This is a genomic window from Maribacter forsetii DSM 18668, from assembly GCF_000744105.1.
Lineage (GTDB): Bacteria > Bacteroidota > Bacteroidia > Flavobacteriales > Flavobacteriaceae > Maribacter > Maribacter forsetii.
Genome location: NZ_JQLH01000001.1, coordinates 2,303,923 through 2,322,796, shown reverse-complemented (window position 1 = coordinate 2,322,796; position 18,874 = coordinate 2,303,923). Strand labels below are relative to the sequence as shown.

Below are 18,874 nucleotides of genomic sequence, written 5' to 3'. Positions count from 1 at the left end.
AGCTAATCTATAATATCCAATGCCTTTGAGAATTCGTCTTCAAAAAGCCATTTTTGATTCTGGGTTTCTGTGTAAATTTTTAGGATACGCTCTCTAAATTCCGGAAAAATTCCTTGGACGGTAGAAAACTGTATCACTTCATTAAATGAATTGAGCATACTTCTGTAGAAGGAGTCTGGCACGTTCTTCTCCATAGAAAAGGTCTGTGCAATTTCTAGGTTATAGCACATTACATCAGCAATAAAATGAGGATCTACCCCTAGTTTTATAAAATGCTTAATAAATTTCTGAGCTACGGAACGCCTTGCTTTTGGTCTTCTGCGCTTTAGCGGAAAATATTCGTTGGATATTTTTGCTTTGGCATCTTGTACCAACTTATCCTCTTTGGGGTTGAAGGCAAAATCATAATAGGTTTTTACGGCAGGAAATTTTTCGTACAGCTCTAGTATTTGCTCTTCAAGCGCTTTTTTAGGAAGCTTGGATATATAAGTTTTTAATGCCCGTTTACTCATAAAAATTTAGTGTCTATATTCAAAAATAAGCTTTACAAAAACAATTGCCTAAAAGCTTAAATCTTTGTTAAAGCTAATAAATGCTGTAGAAGTATAGTCAAATTCATTAGGAAAATTGAATTAATTGCACTATACTGTAAACTTGTACAACTTCTAAATTCGAAACAAACATATGAGGCAACTAAAGATTATCAAGCAGGTAACGAATCGTGAATCGAAATCCCTAGATAAATACTTGCAAGATATCAGTAAAATTGATTTGATTACAGCGAATGAAGAGGTAGAATTAGCGCAGAAGATTCGAGAAGGTAGTCAAGCAGCTTTGGAAAAATTAACAACAGCGAACTTAAGATTCGTAGTTTCCGTAGCAAAACAGTACCAAAATCAAGGTCTTAAATTACCGGATTTAATTAATGAAGGAAATTTAGGATTAGTTAAAGCAGCAAAAAGATTTGATGAAACTAGAGGATTTAAGTTTATATCCTATGCCGTTTGGTGGATCAGACAATCTATACTACAAGCTTTAGCAGAACAATCTAGAGTTGTTCGTTTACCATTGAACAAAATTGGATCGATCAATAAGATCAAAAAGACATTTTCTTATTTAGAGCAGGCTCACGAACGTCCGCCTTCTCCAGAAGAAATTGCAAAAGAATTGGAAATGACGGTTTCTGAAGTGAAGCAATCACTTAAGAATTCAGGTAGACATGTATCTATGGATGCACCATTACGTGAAGGTGAAGATTCTAACCTATATGACGTTTTACGTTCAGGTGAATCTCCAAGACCGGATAATATTTTATTACAGCAGTCATTAAATACTGAAATTAATAGAGCATTAGATACCTTGTCTCCTAGAGAGGCAGATGTTGTTAAGCTTTATTACGGTATTGGTGATCAACAATCAATGACTTTGGCAGAAATTGGTCAAACGTTCGATTTAACAAGAGAGCGTGTTAGACAAATTCGTGAAAAAGCAATACGTAAATTACGTCATGCTTCTAGAAGCAAGTTGCTTAAGACTTATTTAGGCTAAACATTTGTACTGTTTTAAAAAAAGAAAGCGCCCGTAAAAACGGGCGCTTTCTTTTTATCTAATGTTGTGGAACACTAAGAATAAGTTAACTTGTTAATATTAAAGTTTACGAGGATACTATTAAGATCCTGAATAAAATTTTGATACGATGAGAAATCTTGATTTTGATGTGCCATGGGATTATTTTTTTAGGTTTCGGTTTTGGTTGACTTACATATAGTCCAACTCAGCTAATTCGTTGATACTAAGAATTTCGTTTAAATCTTGAAGAAAAACTAAGTATTCTTCTCCGTAGGTGTCGTAAAGCATATTCTAGTAGGTTTAAAAGTTAATCTTGATTTGGGTAATTATATCTTGAAGTAAATATATACCGATGTTGAGATTGTGACAACAAATTGTGGTGAACCAATTTAAAACTGTTGTAAAACATACACAAATGTGTTGTTTAGGGTTAATAAACTGGAAACACTAGGTTTTATAGGGGTTCAGAGGAGTGTATTTCATCCTATTTATTGGTATTTTAACGATATAAACTTTTAAATAGACTTATTCACAGACAGTTACAAGATAAAATCATACATAAAAAGCTCAAATAGTTTTTAAATTAAGGTTATAAATGTTTTAATTTTTCTTAAACATATAATGTATCGTGCCACCATACATATTGAATTATACCTTTACAATACACTATCTATATATCCGTTTTCATAGTAACCTTATTAGTATAACTTTGATAAAGTTGAAAAATATAATTTGATGAAGAGATTCTCCCCTATCCTTTTAAGCTATAAAATGGTTTTACTATTAGTTATCCTTTTTGTAGGAAGGCCGGTAAATGCAGCTAGTATAGTTTCTTTAACTTCTTCTACTCAAAATTCAGAGTCGATAGCATTAGTATTAAATAGTCATAGTTTTAATACACATGAACGCAGCACTTTTACCTACGCCTCACAAACCGAAGCCATAGAACGTGGTTTAACCATTGTTCATTTACAAGCAGATAATAAGTTTGAGTTCAAAACTTTTGATACGTATGGTAATAAAGAACATGTACAGGCATTTGTAGAAGTACTATCTAAAATGATAGACGCTAATGCTGTATTCGCCATATTGGCACATGATAGTGCAGCAGCACAATTAACAGGATTTGAAAAACAATTGAACCAATTGGGTTTTGTTCACTTAAGTAATCTAAAGGGAAGACAAGCTTACACCATGCACAATATTAATGGTGTTATTACTGAACAGGTAAATGATAATTCAATAACAGAATCGATAACCATCAATAACATTATTGATAAGAAGGAAGTTTATTTTCCAAGAGAAGTCTATGAATTTGAATCTAGTATAGATAGATACATTGCCCATGCAGGCGGTGAGATCAACGGAGTAAAATCTACCAACTCTAAACATGCATTAGATGAAAATTATAAAAAGGGATTCCGCAATTTTGAATTGGACATCATTGAAACATCCGACGGAAAACTGGTAGCGGCACATGATTGGAATATGTGGGCACGTTTTACGGATTATACGGGAAGCTTACCCCCTACCCACGCCCAATTCATGAAGCAAAAAATATATGGCGATTACACTACCTTAGATATGGATGCTATCAATACTTGGTTCAAAAATCACCCAGACGCTACATTGATTACAGATAAGGTAAACAATCCTATAGCCTTTGCTGACGCCTTTGTAGATAAAGATCGTCTAATTATGGAACTATTTAGTATTATGGCAGTAGAGAAAGCATCTGAGCATGGTATACATACCATGATTTCCCAAGAACCGCTATTAACTATAAAAGGAGATAAAGTAAATTTTCTTAAAGTTAACAACGTGAAGCATGTTGCGGTATCTAGAAGGATACTATCTAGTCAAAAGAAATTGATGCTACAATTAAGAGACGCAGGAATTAAAGTATATGTCTTCAACGTAAATTTCGATGCCGGTAAAGATGAACAATATGTATATGACAATGAATTAGGATTGGTATACGGAATGTATGCCGATAAATGGATACCAGCTATGCAGTCTAAAAATTAAACTGATAGGTTAATCCTGCGGATATAGAGTAAAAATAACTGCCTGGGTCAAAAGATTGTTCTTGTCGCAAAACACCCACATTAGTTCTGTAAGCACTTAGGTTATTCTTACTGGTAAATTGATATTCAAAACTTAATCGTTGCGATTCTATATACAATAATGTTTCTGCCAACAATTGATCTCCTGATGTAAACTGTCTTAATTCTGGTGAAAAACCTACACCTACATTTAAACCCATATAGTTCTTGGCATCCTTTAAATATTTACGCACCAACAAGTTTCCAGATACGTTAGTCAGATTATCAGACTCAGGTGTTATATAGGAGCGCAAAGAGAAATAATAATTGCCCGTGTAATACCCCAAAGAGTTGGTAATAGATTTGACATCTTTAGTCGCAAAGTTTATAAACCTACCTCCCGCAGAAAATTCAATTCCGCTTTTATGGTTGTAATACACATCGCCACCCACCTTGTGATCAGGGTACAAATCTGATTGCGAATACCCATAATTAAGATAGGCATAAAATCCTTTGGCAATTTTAGGATATAAATCTAAGTCTAGCTGAATACCATTTTTACCTACTCTATTGCTATTGTTTATTCTTGGAATAATGGATCCAAATGACGTTTGTCTTTTATAAGAAATACTAGAGGTTGTAATTGGATCAAAACGCTTATCAAAAAATGTAACAGCACTATTGACCATAACAGTATTTTTTAGTTTCTCTTCGGTTACGGGCGTTTTATGTACATTGTCAATTTCTGTTATATTACTTTCTTTACTAGCAGCAGGTGATTTCTTAGCATCTCTAAACTTGTTACTGATCGTACTACTTACATTAAACCAACCATCAGAATCGTATGTAATACCATTTACTCCATCCGTAGCTACAGTCTGTAATCTTGTTAATTCTTTGTCATTTTTAATATGCATCAATGCTTTATTTGAAAGACCTAATGCAGTCGCATAGTTCTTAGCATATAATTCATTTTTGACTGCAGAAATCCATGCCTCTCTGTTCGTTTTGCTTTTAGACAAAATACCATTGAACTCCGATCTTGCCAAATCATAATCACCTCTCCAGCTTAACGTACTTGCCCATAATATAGAAATATCTTCATCTACAGCAGGCTTGTTCATCATTAAATAAAGCATATTATGTGCTGTATTGGTTTTGCCTTCATACGCCAAAGCATATGCCGTATCAAAATTACCCGCAGTATCTTGACTACTAACACGAAAAATTCCGGCTACAAGAAACAAAAGAATGATATTTAAATACGTTTTTCTCATTATTTACTGAATGCAATGGTTTTAGCAGGTTCTTTTTGTGCTGCCTTATGAACCTTGATACCGGCATGTCTGGCAATTGTTCTCGCCCTTGAAATTTTATCTGCAATTTCATTAGCACTAGAACTATTTGCTTGTACCTTATCAATTAGCTCTAAACCTTCTTTCAGTTTATCAGACCAATAATAAACATCAAAAAGCGCAGCATAAGAATCTATATAATTCGGATTAATAGAAATACACTCTTGTAATATTTCGGCTGCTTTTTCATGGTTTCCTTTCCATGAATTCACCCTTCCCATTAAGATTTTCGTGTCTATATGACTAGGTGCACCAGAAAGATTATAGCGGCATAGCAACAAAGCTTTGTCCCATTTTTTATTCCATGCTAAATCCCTCGCCTTAAAATAACCCTTATCAGAATCTTTACCATCATAAACACTGTTCAACCAAACTGTTTCACTATCCGTAAAAAGTTCTTTTTGAATCGTAAAAATTGCCAAACTATCAGGAATTATCTTGTTCTCTGTAGTCACATAATGGTTCACAGATTTAAATCTTTCTAAAGTAGTTTCAATAGCGCCACCACCAAACGTAGAACTAATGTTCATATCTTCATCTAGCTCCATGATATCACCATCGGTATATAATTTTTCTTTACTGATATATTCTTTTAACTCATTTTTATTACGCATTAAGGGAATATTCTTGGTAGATCTAAATGCAGTTTCCATATCCAGTGCGCCACCCATCCAAGCTACTTTTTTAGGCATTTTTAATTCGTATGAATTTGAGAGTAATGCAAGTATAGAAGGGGTTACATCAAAATGAGAAGAAATAGAACTCATTTTACGGGTTGTTTTCAACATTGGGCTGTACATGATCATAGGAACATGAAAGCGACTAATATTATTACGTTGCGGAATTGGAATTAGCCTGTGGTCACCAGTTATTATGAAAATGGTATTCTCATAATTAGGTAGTGCCTTATAAGATTCCATAAACCATTTTATGGCGTCATCTGTATACAATAAGGTTGCAAAAACATTATCGTTCTTTTTAACTATTTTCTCTACTCTAGAGTCAAAATCACCTTTAGACAATATGTTTTTCACCTGATTTTCAAAAAAATCTTGATTTGGCGGAATAAAAGGTTCGTGCGTACTTATAGTCATATACACCTCTAGTCTTGGTTTATTTACCTCTCTAGGAAGACTAATACTTTTTTTAAATAATTCCATATCTGGGTAACCCCAAGATGATCCCGCAGCATCTTCTGCCTGCTGTTGGTAATTAATACCAAATCCGGATTTATCCAATACAAAATCTAAATTCTCACTTCTTAAAAATCTATCTACCTTATCAAAAGAACTATTGGTTCCCTGATAAAAAGAAGTATGATACCCATTGTTTTTAAGCACGCTGAACATGGTTAATTTATTAGGGTACTCTTCCAACTCCATGAATCCGCTTTTACCAAAGGGTAATGAACCTAATAAAGACGGTAATACCCCAAAAGTTCTACCAGTATTGCTCAAGAAGTTTTCCCAGTATAATGATTTGGTGGTAAGGGAATCTAAATATGGAGTAAACCCTCCAAACTCGGCTCCTTCACCCACAAAATCCCTACCCAAACCTTCAACCATTACAAAAACGATATTTGGTTTTTCTTCTTTTAACTCAAAATAATCACCCAGTACATTCTCTATATTAGGACCTTGCACCAAAGGATATTCTTCTGTTGACGTGTATGAATTATCTTCAGTACTTGTATTATACACATTGACTGCCAGATACTGTACTTTATTCTGATTAATTGGTTTACCATCGGTAAATACAGAAGCCATAAAAAGGCTGAACAACACAATGGTAAACGGATACATCTTACTAATTCTATGATAGAATTTAGAAGTAATTCTATAGAGTCCTAAAAAGAGACCTACTAGTATAATTGAAGCAATAAGCAGATAAACCGAAATCATAAAACCACCAGAGTTAGCTACGGTGATTTTCATATCAGCATAGCTATACCCTAAAATATCTGAACCTAAAGGCACTAAAGTTGTGCAGTAATATGCCGTGAGAACAGCTTCAAAAACAAGTATTAAACTTAATAGCCCGAAAACAAGATTAAAACCAAATTTAGAGCGCAAATTTTCCCAAAAATTAAAAGGAAATACCATTACAATACCCATTAAGGCAGTAAAGCCTATTTGGTGTACAAGGGCCTTTAAAAAACTAACGGTAAAAATACTATCAATAACACCTTTATAATATAGCATACCATATTGAAAAAACGTTAACACAAACAAACATCCAAAAAAGGATATCATAAGCCGTGTATACTGCTTTAAAGAATATCTATCTATACTACTTGTGTTCATTACTTCTAAGGTGCTTTTGCAAAACCTTTTCTAACTTGGGATCCCCAACCAGAATTTATTTTGAATAATTTTTTATAGTTACCCCTTACTGCAGCATATACTATAATAGGGTGAAAAATGAATGGCTCTAAAATAGCCAAGCCCATTAAAATTAAAATGTCTTTTGTCTTTCTGTACTGGTTGTATGAATACACATCCCATAAAATGGCATAAAAAGAAATCATGATCGAGAACAGAAAAATGGCCAAGGTTATCATGAAAAAGAATTCCCAATTCAGAATACCCAAATAAGCAAAGAGCAAAATTGTAAAAAAGCCGAAAAACTCCAATAACGGAGAAAGCCATTCATAGAAAAACCAATACGGATAGCTCAATAAGCCCAGCCTACCATACTTAGAATTGAACAACATATCTTTGTGCTTGAACAATGTTTCTAGATTACCACGAGCCCAACGATCTCTTTGGTTCACTAGTATTTTAAGATCCTCAGGAACTTCTGTCCAACATAACGGATCTGGTATATATTCTATGGTATAAGGTTCTTTTCTGTCATGCATGTATCTACGCATTTTAAAAACGATTTCCATATCCTCACCAACAGTATCTGTATCATAACCACCTACTGCCAATGCTATTTCGCGTTCAAAAAAACCAAATGCCCCAGAGATTATAAGTAAGCTATCTATTCTACCCCATGCCATTCTTCCCAAAATAAAAGAACGGGTATATTCTAACAATTGAAATCTTGCCAACCAATTTGTAGGCAACTTAATTTCTTCTAACTGACCACCTTGAATAATACAAGAGTTGGCCACACGAATAACACCACCAACGGCGATTACCCTTTTTTGTGAACGCTGAAAAAATGACTTGACCACATGTAACAAAGCATCTGGTTGCAAAAGACAATCAACATCTATACACCCAACATATTTACTGGTAGATAGGGAAACGCCTGCATTTAAAGCATCTGACTTACCACCGTTCATTTTATCGATAACGGTTAACTTTTCAAAAGCCCTGTTTTTTGATTTATAGATACCACGTACCGGTTTTGATTTCCAATCTGGATCCATATCAACATCTATCTTCTCCAGGTCATAAGATTCTATCAGTTTCTGTAACGTATCATCTTTACTACCATCATTAACCACCATAACGTCATAATTGACATATTGAAGCGACAATAATGAGCGAATGTTTTCTACAATAGTCAATCCTTCATTATAGGCAGGTGCAATTATGGTAATTGTAGGCGCTAATGGAGAAGCCATTATTTTGGAAATGTCCGTAAAGCTGTTCTTATTTCTATAATGAAGTGAATTTCTGGTGGAGAAATAAGCCATTAGAGAAAATAGAACAAACAGAATTATGGTAAACATAAAGAATACAAAATTGATGTATTCCAATACCACACCAAATAGCTCACTATCCATTTATCTTATTGTATAAAGAGTTGGACATGGAACATAACTGATCAAACAATGTAGAACCATTTTGGTTGGATACTATTTTCTTCTGATCTGTAGGCTCATTTAATTCTAGTTCAAAGTCTAGATTAAAAATAGAGTCTTCTTCTAATGATAAAACAGGAGTAGCTAAACTAACAGTCAATTGATTTTTAATATGCTCTAAAACTTCAGTAGCTTTTTCAACAAGTGATTTTGATTCGGTTTCTAGAATACTTTCAAGCAACTGAATTTCTTTCTCGTCACCTACAATCATAATTTCATCTAACAACATCAGTTTTGTTTCATTATCTGCCAAATGATAAACATCGGTGAACACGCTTTCGGCAAGATCATTATCCTCTGAAAATAACTCGCTAGGTCTAGGTGATTGGTAAGAAAATTTTTGAATTAGCTCGTTGGCTCTATCTATAACCACATCAGAACTATTTTCTTCAATAATTTGGTATAACATTATGAGTTCACGACAGTCACCCAATTCTGATATGTTTTCTAATAATACCATAGCATCAAGCTCTTCTTGACGCATAAAATTAGGAGCGAAAGAAATAGCATCATTTTCAAACAAGATCATTGTTTGTTCGGCATCGGCATCTGTTATGACAACTTCATTCTGAACATTGTCATCATCCGCATTCATTGAAGTCCAATCAATTTCATTAATCGACATTTCCGAACCATATTCAGTGTTTGTTACGTTTTTTTCTATTTGCTCTTCTTCTTGAACAACTACATCGTTCAAAATAAATATAGGCTCAAACTCTTCTTGTTCATCAGGTAAGTCTTCATATTTAACTAAAGCTTTGTCAACTACCAAAGGAATAAAATCAAAAGAAAGTTCTTCTTCCAATTGTTCTTCATGTTCTATTTCAGTTGTATTTTCAATTTCTTCAGTAGTCTCCACTGTACTTTTCGCTATAAATTCTTCACTTTTAATGTGAGGCAAAAAGCTTAAATCTATATCATTTATTGAGTTTACCTTATTTAAATCTAATGGTTGTACTTCTGCTTCCAAATCTATTTCCTCTAAAAGAGCTTCTTCTTCAACCAACGCTACTTCAGGTATAATTTCTTCAACTTGTTCAACCAAAAACTTGTCATCTTCAGCAGGTAATATTTTAGTTGAGTTTTCAAGAACAACGGCATCAACATCAATTTCTATATCAGTAGAAATCTCATCAATAGCATCGTGTAAGGGCATTTCTTCAAGAACGTCCATTACTTTATTTTCAGACTCTTGCTTTAAATCATCTAAAACAATATCATAAAAATCTGGTTTTGCTATATTCTTGGTAGGTAATATTCTTTCTGGATCAATTCTATTGAGTGTACTTATGACTTTACCTTTAATATTAAAATTACGTTCGGTTAGCTGTAAATTTTCTAGAAAAGAAACCTCTTCAATTGATCCTAACTCGCCGATAGCATCTAAAATGGCAATTTTAATGTCATGACTTGCTTTTGTATACACTAATTTTAATGTTTGTAATGCACTTACAAAATGAAAATCTTTAATACATTCAATGGCCTCTGCCTGTATATCTCGGTTCTTATGTTTTAATAGTGTTATTATCGACTTCTCTGCATCATTTTGACTATAATACTTAATTAAACGTAAAGAAAATAGCACTACATGTGCATTAGTAGATGTTAACCACAGTCCAAACTGAGGCGGAATGTAATTTGGTTTATGCCTAAGTACATCTAATAACTTAAGTTGTTGCCATTCTGCAATTTTATACTTTGTATTATCAAGAAAGTATTTAATTCCTTCTTCTTTAAGGTTAACTACGGCAATTTCCGCCTGTTTACGAATAGTACTTTGTCTATGGTTTATGAATTTTATGATTAAGCCGTATGAATCTTCTACTTCCATAGTAGTCAATTCTAAAATTCCGCTAGAAACAACTTGCCACTTACTGCTACCTAGCTTTTCATAAGCCTTATGATGTAACCCTAAATCTTTATATAAATCTATAAGAACTGTTTGTGAGTTGCCTGATAAATCTTTTCGTAAGTCGAGCAAAACTTCGGTTAATACATCTCGATCAAAATTATTTTTGATCAATTCTCTAATCTGAACTTTAAGATTTAGATAGTTCATTTTTTCCTCCTTAGTATTTGAATCCTCATAGAATAGAAATTCATTGATCATTGGGGAAAACTCTAACTTCTTATCTTTAGTACGACTGTTGTTAGCTGTAATTTTGTTTCTAATAATGAAAACCCCAACAAAGTAAATTACTGCCAATACAAAAAACAGTATGGTCAGCCACCACAGATATTCCAAATTGAATTCTGGTGCGGTTATCAGCGGTATTTTAATTTGATTAGGGGGAATCAACAAATTATAATGTTTATTTACTTATTTCTCTTGCTATACGTACTAATAATTCTGTTGGACTAACTGGTTTGGTGATAAAATCATTTGCTCCTAATTCAAAAGCAGTTAAAACATTCTGTTCATTACCTGCAGATGAAATAATTATTATAGGAGTGTTAGATTTAAGATCATTACGTACATAATCAATAAGCTCTATACCAGAACAATATGGCATCATAATATCGCTCACAATAATGTCTGGCATATTATTTTTCAAATATTCTTTAACATCTTTTCCGTTAGGTGAATGATGTACTGCATAGCCTCCTTTTTTCAGCCTAAAATTTAATAAAGAGGCTAAAAGTTGGTCATCATCTGCTAATAGTACACGTTTACTCATATTACTCCTTATTGATTAATTCTAGGTTCTTGTTTAAATTATCCTCCAACAATGGATAATCTTTCAAGAAAACTTCATATAACTCTTTTACCTTATCAGGTTGATTAGTTTTGCAACTGCTTTCCAGCTCAACAATCAATTTTCGCATACCATCTGCCTTTATCATTGCAAAACCGGCTTTAAGCTTATGAGCGGACAAGGCTATTTCTTTTAGGTTTTGCGTCTTTAAATGAATTTTAACATTACCAATAAATTCAATAGCATTTAATTTAAACAACTTTACCAGTTCATTTAACATATCAACTTCTCCAAAACAATCTTTCCACAAATGCTGTAGATCAATCACCGTTGTTTCTTTAGGTTCTATCATAGGTTTTTGTAATATTGATGAGAAATCTATTGGTTCATGTTTAATGTCTTTATTTGTAAGAATGATATTCAACAAATCATCCAGTGTATAAGGTTTCAATAAAAAATCATTGATTTCTATTTCTTTACACTTTTTGCTATCCTGTTCTGTGAAATCTGCACTAAAAGCAATTATAGGCACTGAGCTTACTTTGGCATTTTTATGATCTCTTATGGTCTTGGACACTTCAAATCCATTGAGACCGGGCATTTTTAGATCCATCAGAATTAGGTCAATTTTTCTCGAAGACAGCAAATACAGACCTTTATCCAGATCAATATCGGCATGAACGGTACAACCCCATTGCGTCAATTGCTCAACAATTAAATGCTCGTTCATTTTATTATCTTCAAATACCAATATTTCGGTACCTGCCAATAATTTGCTGTATTTATTATTAGGAGTTTTTTTTAATTTCTTTAAGGGTGATTTAGCTGTGGTACCTATGGTATATGGCATTCTAAAGCGTACCGTTGTACCACTACCAACAGTGCTATCAATTTCTATTTCACCGTTTAACTTATTTATAATTTCTTTGGTAATCGTTAATCCAAGTCCGGTACCTCCATATTTTTTAGAGGTATCATCTTCCGCCTGTGTATAATCGTTGAATATGGTGTTTATTTTTTCTTGAGATATACCTATACCAGTATCTGCAACAGAAAATTCTATAAGAAAATCATTGTTTTTTCTTTGTTTGGTGAAAACCTCTAATTTTATATAACCTCGTTCAACAAATTTTACAGAGTTTCCTAAAAGATTTAATAGAATCTGAGATAATTTAGATGGGTCTCCCTTTACTATTTTAGGTACGTCTTCATCAATATCTATCAACAATTCAATTTTGCGATCTACTATTAATGTTTCGCATAAAAACATCACATCTTTCAGTAAACTATGTAAATTAAAGTCTACGGTCTCAAAATTGTTATTACCCGAAGATATTTTAGAATAATCTAAAACTTCATTGATGAGTTTTAAAAGTGTATTAGATGCAAACTGTATAGCCGCTACTTTTTTATGCTGACCTTGAGTTAGCTTTTCTTCATTTAAAAGATTGGCAAAACCAATGATACTATTTAAAGGCGTACGTATCTCATGACTAACATGAGCTATAAACTGTTTTTCTGAAACCTCTTTTTTATCGGCAGCAACGACACCTACTTTCTTTGGCGAAATCTGTGTTGATTTTGGGGTGTAAATATGTTTTTCTAAGCTAGACCTAAATGCGTTATAAGTATCTTTTAATTCTCTAGCATCTTTAGTATTTAATTCCGTGAAAGAGAACTCATCTACTGTTCGTTCTATTTGAGATAATTGACCAAGTAAATCCTTAGATTTTGAAATTGCCATAAATAGGTATTCTTTAGTTTAAAAAGCTTGTTACTGATTATTACCTAAAAATGCATCAATACAGCTGTGTGAACAATAAAAAGTTCTCAAAGGGTGGTTATTTGTTGTGAATACACTTAAATTGTAGGTTATAAACTTACTATATGAAACAGCTTATCTATTTTTTATGCTTTACAGCTATTATTTCTTGTGGAGAGAAAAAAGAAAAAATTGAAGAAACCACATTAGAAAAAGCACACCGTATTCACGATGATGTTGTCACTATTGACACGCATAATGATATTAATGTCAAAAACTTTACAGACAGTGTAAATTACAGTCAGAAGCTAGATTCTCAAGTGAATTTACCTAAGATGAAAGAAGGGGGTTTAGATGTCACTTGGTTGATCGTTTATACAGGTCAAGATACACTTACAGATGAAGGGTATGCCAAGGCAAAAGAAAATGCCATGTCCAAATTTGAGGCTATTCATAAATTATGTGAAGAAATAGCGCCAAATGATATTGAATTAGCTTTAACTTCTGCAGATGTTACCCGAATTGTTGAGTCTGGAAAAAAAGCAGCCATGATTGGTGTTGAAAATGCCTACCCTATTGGTACTGACATGTCTCAGTTTAAAACCTACCATGATTTAGGTGCACGCTATATTTCATTGGCACATAATGGTCATAGTCAATTTTCAGATTCAAATACCGGTGAGGCAGACGACGTTTGGTTACACAATGGTTTAAGCGATCTTGGCAAGCAAGCGGTAGTGGAAATGAACAAATTGGGCATTATGATAGATGTATCCCACCCATCTAAAGAAGCTATGAAGCAAATGATAGCATTATCAAAGGCACCAATTATAGCTTCTCACTCATCAGCAAGAGCATTATGTAACCATAGCAGAAATTTAGATGACGAACAATTGTTGTTGATGAAAGAAAATGGTGGAGTCGTGCAAACTGTAGCCTTTAGTTCTTATTTAAATACAGAAAAGCATGAAGCTAGAGCAGCTTATATGAAATCAATTTATCAAAAAGTAGCGGATTCTTTAGATATTACATGGTATGAACGTTCTCAGTTCTCAAGTTTAACTGACTCAGAAAAAGAAGCCTTTATGGATAATTACCCAAAGGTTCTAAAAATAGGAAAGGAATTGGCAGCTACTAAAACCGATACACCAGAAGCTGTAAATGTTGGCGATTTTGTAGACCATATAGATTATATGGTAAAACTAATAGGTATTGATTATGTTGGTATAAGTTCTGATTTTGACGGAGGTGGTGGAATTGAAGGTTGGAGCGATGCCTCTGAAACCTTTAATGTAACCCTAGAACTTGTAGAAAGAGGATACTCTGAAGAAGATATAGCAAAATTATGGGGTGGAAACCTTATGCGTGTACTTGATGATGTACAGGCAGTTGCTAAAGAAATGGGTGAAAGTTAATTAACTTCACCCATTGCCGCTAGACGGTCTTTAACAAATTCTATTTTTGTTTTACCATGTGCTGCAGGTTTACCATTTTCACCAAGGTTTACCATAATGATATTATCAACGGTAACAATGGTTTCGTGGTTCATTTTATTACGTACCTCACAATTTAAGGTTAAAGAAGTTTTACCAAACTTAACTACTTCAATACCAATTTCTATCACATCACCTTTTACAGCGGCGCTCATAAAATTTATTTCTGACATATATTTAGTAACTACTTTCCCATTCTCTAGTTGAATAATGGCGTAAAGTGCTGCTTCTTCATCGATCCAAGCCAATAATCTACCTCCGAATAATGTTCCGTTAGAGTTTAAATCACCTGGTTTTACTAATTTTCTAGTATGAAATCTCATAGCTTATTATTTTGTAATCTACAACGCAAAGTTAGTCGTAAAATTTTTCAATACTACCATTTTCTTCTTCTAAGCAGTCCGATTTACCAATTGCAACAATTACCTAATTAATAAGTTACATATTAACAATTGTTGCTTTATAGAATTATTAGAACCCTAATTTAAGGCACTGTTTTTTGATTCTAATGTGATTGTTCATAACAGGTTAAAAACTAATTTAAGTGGTTAAACATCGATTTTATCTAATACGTACCTTTAGGTTAATAACCTTAAGTCATTGAATAGAAAACTTTATTAATGTTTTGGCACAAGTGTCGTAGCATTTAAATCTCGATTATCGAGTAAAATAAATATATAATGGACAGGACACAGAAATTACAATCGATTCGACCTATAATTTCCTCAGCCAAAATAATGCCCAACATGAGTGATGATGAAAGGTTTCAAAACCAAACATTGCGCCCAATAATAAAACTTCAAAACGATTTGCTTCTAGCATCTTATCAGAATTATATCACCAAAATGAAGAATAGTTTTTACGAGCTAAAAATTGAAAAGCGTATGGGCTACATAGCTAATTCCATTCAAAAAGATATTAAGTTCAGAAACTCATTAAAAGGCATGATTATAGGTCAATTTACGGTTGAAGAATATGAAATCTATATTAAAAACTCTTCAGCTTTAAACAAAAGAATGATGAATATGGTCATAAAAAGAATTCAAGATCAAATTCAATATTTTGAAAAACATGAACTAGTCCAATAAAGATTCGCCATTTAAATTAGTGGTTAATATACTGCTCATTAAATCGAAATATGGTCGTATAGCTACATAACTATCGTTGACTTTATTTGCAAAATCATCTGACAATACCTCTTTGTCTGTAAAATTCTTTATAAAGATGAATTGCTTTTTGCGTATGAACTCAATATTAGGGTCTTCTTTATCAAACCCTTTTGGTGCGGTTTTTAATTCATCACCAACTAAGTCTCCCCAAATAGATTTGAATTTTTTATTTTTAATAATATCGGTTAAGTCCGTGATGTCTATTTCCCACTCTTTTCTAATTCGTAATAAATCCTCTTTCTCAGGATTCCAGAATCCGGTTGCGATAAAGCTGTTACCGGGAGCTATCTGCAAGTAATATCCACCTCTACGATGTTTACCAGCTCTAGCGAAAGAAGCGGAAAGATGTGTTTTATAGGGTGTCTTATTTTTAGAAAAACGAACATCCCTATAAATTCTAAATACTTTTAATTTTTCAATTTCATCATGCAATTTTAGATTATCAAGCACATGATTGAAAAAGCTTTTCACCTTAGTCTCCTCTGCTTTAAATTCAGCCTTATGTTCCGTAAACCAATCCCTGTTATTATTTTTCTTTAATTTATTTAAAAATTGAAATGTACTTTTTGTAATATTCGTTTCTAACATTCGACTTAGCTGTTGTGATTTTAAGCTAAAGTTAACCATTAGATGAGAAGTACTTTTACTTATTTGGTTAATTTTGATGAACTAATGAAGAACCATGGACCATCGATCTATTATCGAAAAGATTAATACCCACAAGAAACAACCTAATTTAAGATTTCGTTTAAAGAAGAATACCGAGAAATTTACCGACCTTCTTTTTTATATGTTGTTTGATATTGAAACACCCGTAGCGGAAAGCTTAGAAGCACTTGAAAAGCAATTTGACGAACTAGTAGACTTGGCATGTTGGGAAAGTGACAAACCTTGTAAAAAGGTTTGGGAGAATTATGTAGAAAAGTTACCTCTAGTTCTGGAAAGCTTAAATCTAGATGCGGAGGCAACCGTTAATTGTGACCCTGCATCTTTATCCATTGAGGAAGTATATATGGCCTACCCTGGTTTTTATGCAATTTCCGTATATAGATTGGCACATGAACTTTACAGGACGGGATTCCCCTTAGTACCCCGTTTAATGACAGAATATGCTCATAGACAAACAGGGGTAGATATAAACCCCGGAGCGGAAATAGGAAGATCTTTTCACATTGATCACGGTACAGGTGTAGTCATTGGCGAAACTGCCATAATTAAAAATGACGTAAAAATATACCAAGGCGTAACCTTGGGCGGACTTTTTGTTGCCAAAAATTTACAAAAGACCAAGCGTCATCCAACTATTGAAAACAATGTAACCATTTATGCAAATGCTACCATTTTAGGAGGAGACACCATTATTGGAGCAAACAGTATCATTGGAGGTAATGCTTGGATTACAGCTTCGGTTCCTGCTCATTCTACTGTTTTTCATACACCAGAAATTAAAATTAAAACTTTACCCCATGTCTAATTCATTATTATCCTTAATTGGCAATACCCCGTTAGTAGAGTCAAGAGTATTGAACACAAACCCCAATGTATCCGTTTATTTTAAAATGGAAGGACACAATCCTGGCGGTAGTGTAAAAGATCGCGCCGCTTACAACATGATCAAAACCGGTTATGATAACGGCGATTTTACTGCTAATGATAAACTAATTGAGGCTACAAGTGGTAATACCGGTATAGCCTTAGCTATGATTGCGGGCATATATGGTCTTGATATTGAATTGGTCATGCCAGAAAACTCTACTATAGAGCGTGTACAAACTATGAAGGCATATGGTGCAAAAGTTACCTTGACTTCTTCTGATGTAGGTATTGAAGGAGCTCGTGATTATGCTGAAAATAAGGTAAAGAATGAGGGTTATATCATGATGAACCAATTTGGTAATCCAAATAACTGGAAAGCACATTATAATACTACCGGACCAGAAATATGGAAAGACACAGCAGGTAAAGTCACACATTTTGTGTCTGCTATGGGAACCACTGGTACCATAATGGGCACCTCTACTTTTTTAAAGGAAAAAAACAGTGACATACAAATTGTAGGGGCTCAACCAAGTGACAATGCTCGCATACCAGGAATTCGAAAATGGCCACAAGAATATTTGCCAAAAATATTCGATGCAAAGAAAGTAGATCGTATTATGGAAGTCAATGAAATAGAAGCCAAAACTATGGCTAGAAAATTAGCCAAGGAAGAAGGTATTTTTTCAGGCATGAGCAGCGGTGGTGCGGCAACAATAGCTTTACGTCTAGCGCAAGAAATAGACCACGGGGTTATTGTTTCTATAGTGTGTGACCGTGGAGATCGTTATCTATCATCTAACCTGTTCGACTAAACTACAGACAATATAAAATAAAAAAAGAGCCGTAATAACGGCTCTTTTTTGCATTCTGGAAATTAGAATACTATTTCTCTAACATGGCAGTTTCGTTAGGTTTACTATACTCTTCAACCAAAAACTCTAAATTTTCACCATGTTCATTAGTAAATACATAAGTTGTTTTATTATTCATCATCTTTTTACTTTTAAGGCTTATATTTTCAACAACCTTTAAATTGTCCCCTTCGTTCATAGCTACCACCAATTCATTGTTTTTAGAAACTAAAACAAAATCTTCTGGAGTTTTCGAATCATAGCTAAACACTATTTTTTCATCAAAGGCATCGTCGTCGTCGTTATCTATATTTACTGTTTTAATAATGGTAGAAACACTATCCACTACCCTATCTTGATCAATTTTTCCTTCATCATCTTTTGATCGTTCAATGGTGTTTAAACGCTTAGTGGTAATTTCAACTGTATTCTTTACTAATTTTTTACCATCGTTTACGGTATAAGATTTTGAGATTTTGGTATCCAATACTTCTTGATCTTTTTCTTGAGCCATTACCGTTCCTGTTAGTAACAACAGTCCAGCAATCGACATATACATAGTTCTAATTTTCATATAT

At 33.4% G+C, this 18,874-nt stretch carries 16 protein-coding genes; 6 read left to right on the top strand and 10 right to left on the bottom strand.

The features are described 5' to 3' along the window. Positions 1–2 precede the first annotated feature (2 nt). Positions 3–512 (bottom strand): DUF6155 family protein, encoded by a 510-nt coding sequence (locus tag P177_RS09730; protein ID WP_036154300.1) that lies wholly within the window; start codon positions 510–512, stop codon positions 3–5. Positions 513–684: 172 nt separating this feature from the next. Between P177_RS09730 and P177_RS09725 the strand changes: the two genes are divergently transcribed. Both P177_RS09725 and P177_RS09720 read left to right on the top strand, forming a co-directional pair. After that, the gene (locus P177_RS09725) at positions 685–1,548 is read left to right on the top strand and encodes a sigma-70 family RNA polymerase sigma factor (protein WP_036154298.1); all 864 of its coding nucleotides are present in this window, start codon (positions 685–687) and stop codon (positions 1,546–1,548) included. 756 nt (positions 1,549–2,304) lie between these two features. Continuing rightward, positions 2,305–3,597, top strand: a complete 1,293-nt coding sequence (locus P177_RS09720; protein WP_157486523.1) for a PI-PLC domain-containing protein — start codon at positions 2,305–2,307, stop codon at positions 3,595–3,597. Here the strand turns inward: P177_RS09720 and P177_RS09715 are convergent. The 6 genes from P177_RS09715 to P177_RS09690 are packed head-to-tail and all read right to left on the bottom strand — an operon-like array spanning position 3,587 to position 13,226. Further along, on the bottom strand, positions 3,587–4,891 hold the full coding sequence (locus P177_RS09715; RefSeq protein ID WP_036154295.1) for a YaiO family outer membrane beta-barrel protein: 1,305 nt from the start codon (positions 4,889–4,891) through the stop codon (positions 3,587–3,589). The genes P177_RS09720 and P177_RS09715 overlap by 11 nt on opposite strands. Beyond that, positions 4,891–7,272, bottom strand: coding sequence for a sulfatase-like hydrolase/transferase (locus tag P177_RS09710; protein ID WP_036154293.1), 2,382 nt, complete (start codon positions 7,270–7,272; stop codon positions 4,891–4,893). The genes P177_RS09715 and P177_RS09710 overlap by 1 nt, the downstream gene beginning before the upstream one ends. A gap of 5 nt (positions 7,273–7,277) precedes the next feature. Continuing rightward, positions 7,278–8,708: a glycosyltransferase family 2 protein gene (locus P177_RS09705; RefSeq protein ID WP_051941787.1), complete on the bottom strand. Its 1,431-nt coding sequence runs from the start codon at positions 8,706–8,708 to the stop codon at positions 7,278–7,280. Further along, the gene (locus P177_RS09700) at positions 8,701–11,088 is read right to left on the bottom strand and encodes a HEAT repeat domain-containing protein (RefSeq protein WP_036154291.1); all 2,388 of its coding nucleotides are present in this window, start codon (positions 11,086–11,088) and stop codon (positions 8,701–8,703) included. Before P177_RS09700 ends, P177_RS09705 begins: the two co-directional genes overlap by 8 nt. A gap of 10 nt (positions 11,089–11,098) precedes the next feature. Next, positions 11,099–11,464, bottom strand: coding sequence for a response regulator transcription factor (locus P177_RS09695; protein ID WP_036154289.1), 366 nt, complete (start codon positions 11,462–11,464; stop codon positions 11,099–11,101). 1 nt (position 11,465) lies between these two features. Next, positions 11,466–13,226: an ATP-binding protein gene (locus tag P177_RS09690; RefSeq protein WP_036154287.1), complete on the bottom strand. Its 1,761-nt coding sequence runs from the start codon at positions 13,224–13,226 to the stop codon at positions 11,466–11,468. Between the two features lie 143 nt (positions 13,227–13,369). Here P177_RS09690 and P177_RS09685 point away from each other — a divergent pair, with 143 nt between their 5' ends. Beyond that, positions 13,370–14,659, top strand: coding sequence for a dipeptidase (locus P177_RS09685; RefSeq protein WP_036154285.1), 1,290 nt, complete (start codon positions 13,370–13,372; stop codon positions 14,657–14,659). Here the strand turns inward: P177_RS09685 and P177_RS09680 are convergent. After that, positions 14,656–15,060 (bottom strand): acyl-CoA thioesterase, encoded by a 405-nt coding sequence (locus P177_RS09680; RefSeq protein WP_036154283.1) that lies wholly within the window; start codon positions 15,058–15,060, stop codon positions 14,656–14,658. The two genes, P177_RS09685 and P177_RS09680, sit on opposite strands and share 4 nt — an antisense overlap. Positions 15,061–15,417: 357 nt before the next feature. Between P177_RS09680 and P177_RS09675 the strand changes: the two genes are divergently transcribed. Beyond that, complete coding sequence (locus tag P177_RS09675; protein ID WP_036154281.1) at positions 15,418–15,825, top strand: hypothetical protein; 408 nt, start codon at positions 15,418–15,420, stop codon at positions 15,823–15,825. On the opposite strand, the gene P177_RS09670 is transcribed toward P177_RS09675, so the two are convergent. Then, positions 15,814–16,494, bottom strand: a complete 681-nt coding sequence (locus tag P177_RS09670; protein ID WP_036154279.1) for a DUF2461 domain-containing protein — start codon at positions 16,492–16,494, stop codon at positions 15,814–15,816. The genes P177_RS09675 and P177_RS09670 overlap by 12 nt on opposite strands. 94 nt (positions 16,495–16,588) lie before the next feature. On the opposite strand from P177_RS09670, the gene epsC reads away from it, so the two are divergent. Together epsC and cysM are read left to right on the top strand one after the other, a co-directional pair. After that, positions 16,589–17,380: a serine O-acetyltransferase EpsC gene (gene epsC / locus P177_RS09665; RefSeq protein ID WP_036154277.1), complete on the top strand. Its 792-nt coding sequence runs from the start codon at positions 16,589–16,591 to the stop codon at positions 17,378–17,380. Further along, positions 17,373–18,257: a cysteine synthase CysM gene (cysM, locus tag P177_RS09660; protein WP_036154275.1), complete on the top strand. Its 885-nt coding sequence runs from the start codon at positions 17,373–17,375 to the stop codon at positions 18,255–18,257. Before epsC ends, cysM begins: the two co-directional genes overlap by 8 nt. 70 nt (positions 18,258–18,327) lie before the next feature. Here the strand turns inward: cysM and P177_RS09655 are convergent, their stop codons facing one another. Beyond that, positions 18,328–18,870, bottom strand: coding sequence for a hypothetical protein (locus P177_RS09655; RefSeq protein WP_036154273.1), 543 nt, complete (start codon positions 18,868–18,870; stop codon positions 18,328–18,330). Positions 18,871–18,874: the final 4 nt, after the last annotated feature.

Excerpts from the sequence above, each read along its gene's own strand:
- P177_RS09730 (WP_036154300.1), bottom strand. The coding sequence starts at position 512 with ATGAGTAAACGGGCATTAAAAACTTATATATCCAAGCTTCCTAAAAAA.
- P177_RS09725 (WP_036154298.1), top strand. The coding sequence starts at position 685 with ATGAGGCAACTAAAGATTATCAAGCAGGTAACGAATCGTGAATCGAAA.
- P177_RS09720 (WP_157486523.1), top strand. The coding sequence starts at position 2,305 with ATGAAGAGATTCTCCCCTATCCTTTTAAGCTATAAAATGGTTTTACTA.
- P177_RS09715 (WP_036154295.1), bottom strand. The coding sequence starts at position 4,891 with ATGAGAAAAACGTATTTAAATATCATTCTTTTGTTTCTTGTAGCCGGA.
- P177_RS09710 (WP_036154293.1), bottom strand. The coding sequence starts at position 7,272 with ATGAACACAAGTAGTATAGATAGATATTCTTTAAAGCAGTATACACGG.
- P177_RS09705 (WP_051941787.1), bottom strand. The coding sequence starts at position 8,708 with ATGGATAGTGAGCTATTTGGTGTGGTATTGGAATACATCAATTTTGTA.
- P177_RS09695 (WP_036154289.1), bottom strand. The coding sequence starts at position 11,464 with ATGAGTAAACGTGTACTATTAGCAGATGATGACCAACTTTTAGCCTCT.
- P177_RS09690 (WP_036154287.1), bottom strand. The coding sequence starts at position 13,226 with ATGGCAATTTCAAAATCTAAGGATTTACTTGGTCAATTATCTCAAATA.
- P177_RS09685 (WP_036154285.1), top strand. The coding sequence starts at position 13,370 with ATGAAACAGCTTATCTATTTTTTATGCTTTACAGCTATTATTTCTTGT.
- P177_RS09680 (WP_036154283.1), bottom strand. The coding sequence starts at position 15,060 with ATGAGATTTCATACTAGAAAATTAGTAAAACCAGGTGATTTAAACTCT.
- P177_RS09675 (WP_036154281.1), top strand. The coding sequence starts at position 15,418 with ATGGACAGGACACAGAAATTACAATCGATTCGACCTATAATTTCCTCA.
- P177_RS09670 (WP_036154279.1), bottom strand. The coding sequence starts at position 16,494 with ATGTTAGAAACGAATATTACAAAAAGTACATTTCAATTTTTAAATAAA.
- epsC (WP_036154277.1), top strand. The coding sequence starts at position 16,589 with ATGGACCATCGATCTATTATCGAAAAGATTAATACCCACAAGAAACAA.
- cysM (WP_036154275.1), top strand. The coding sequence starts at position 17,373 with ATGTCTAATTCATTATTATCCTTAATTGGCAATACCCCGTTAGTAGAG.
- P177_RS09655 (WP_036154273.1), bottom strand. The coding sequence starts at position 18,870 with ATGAAAATTAGAACTATGTATATGTCGATTGCTGGACTGTTGTTACTA.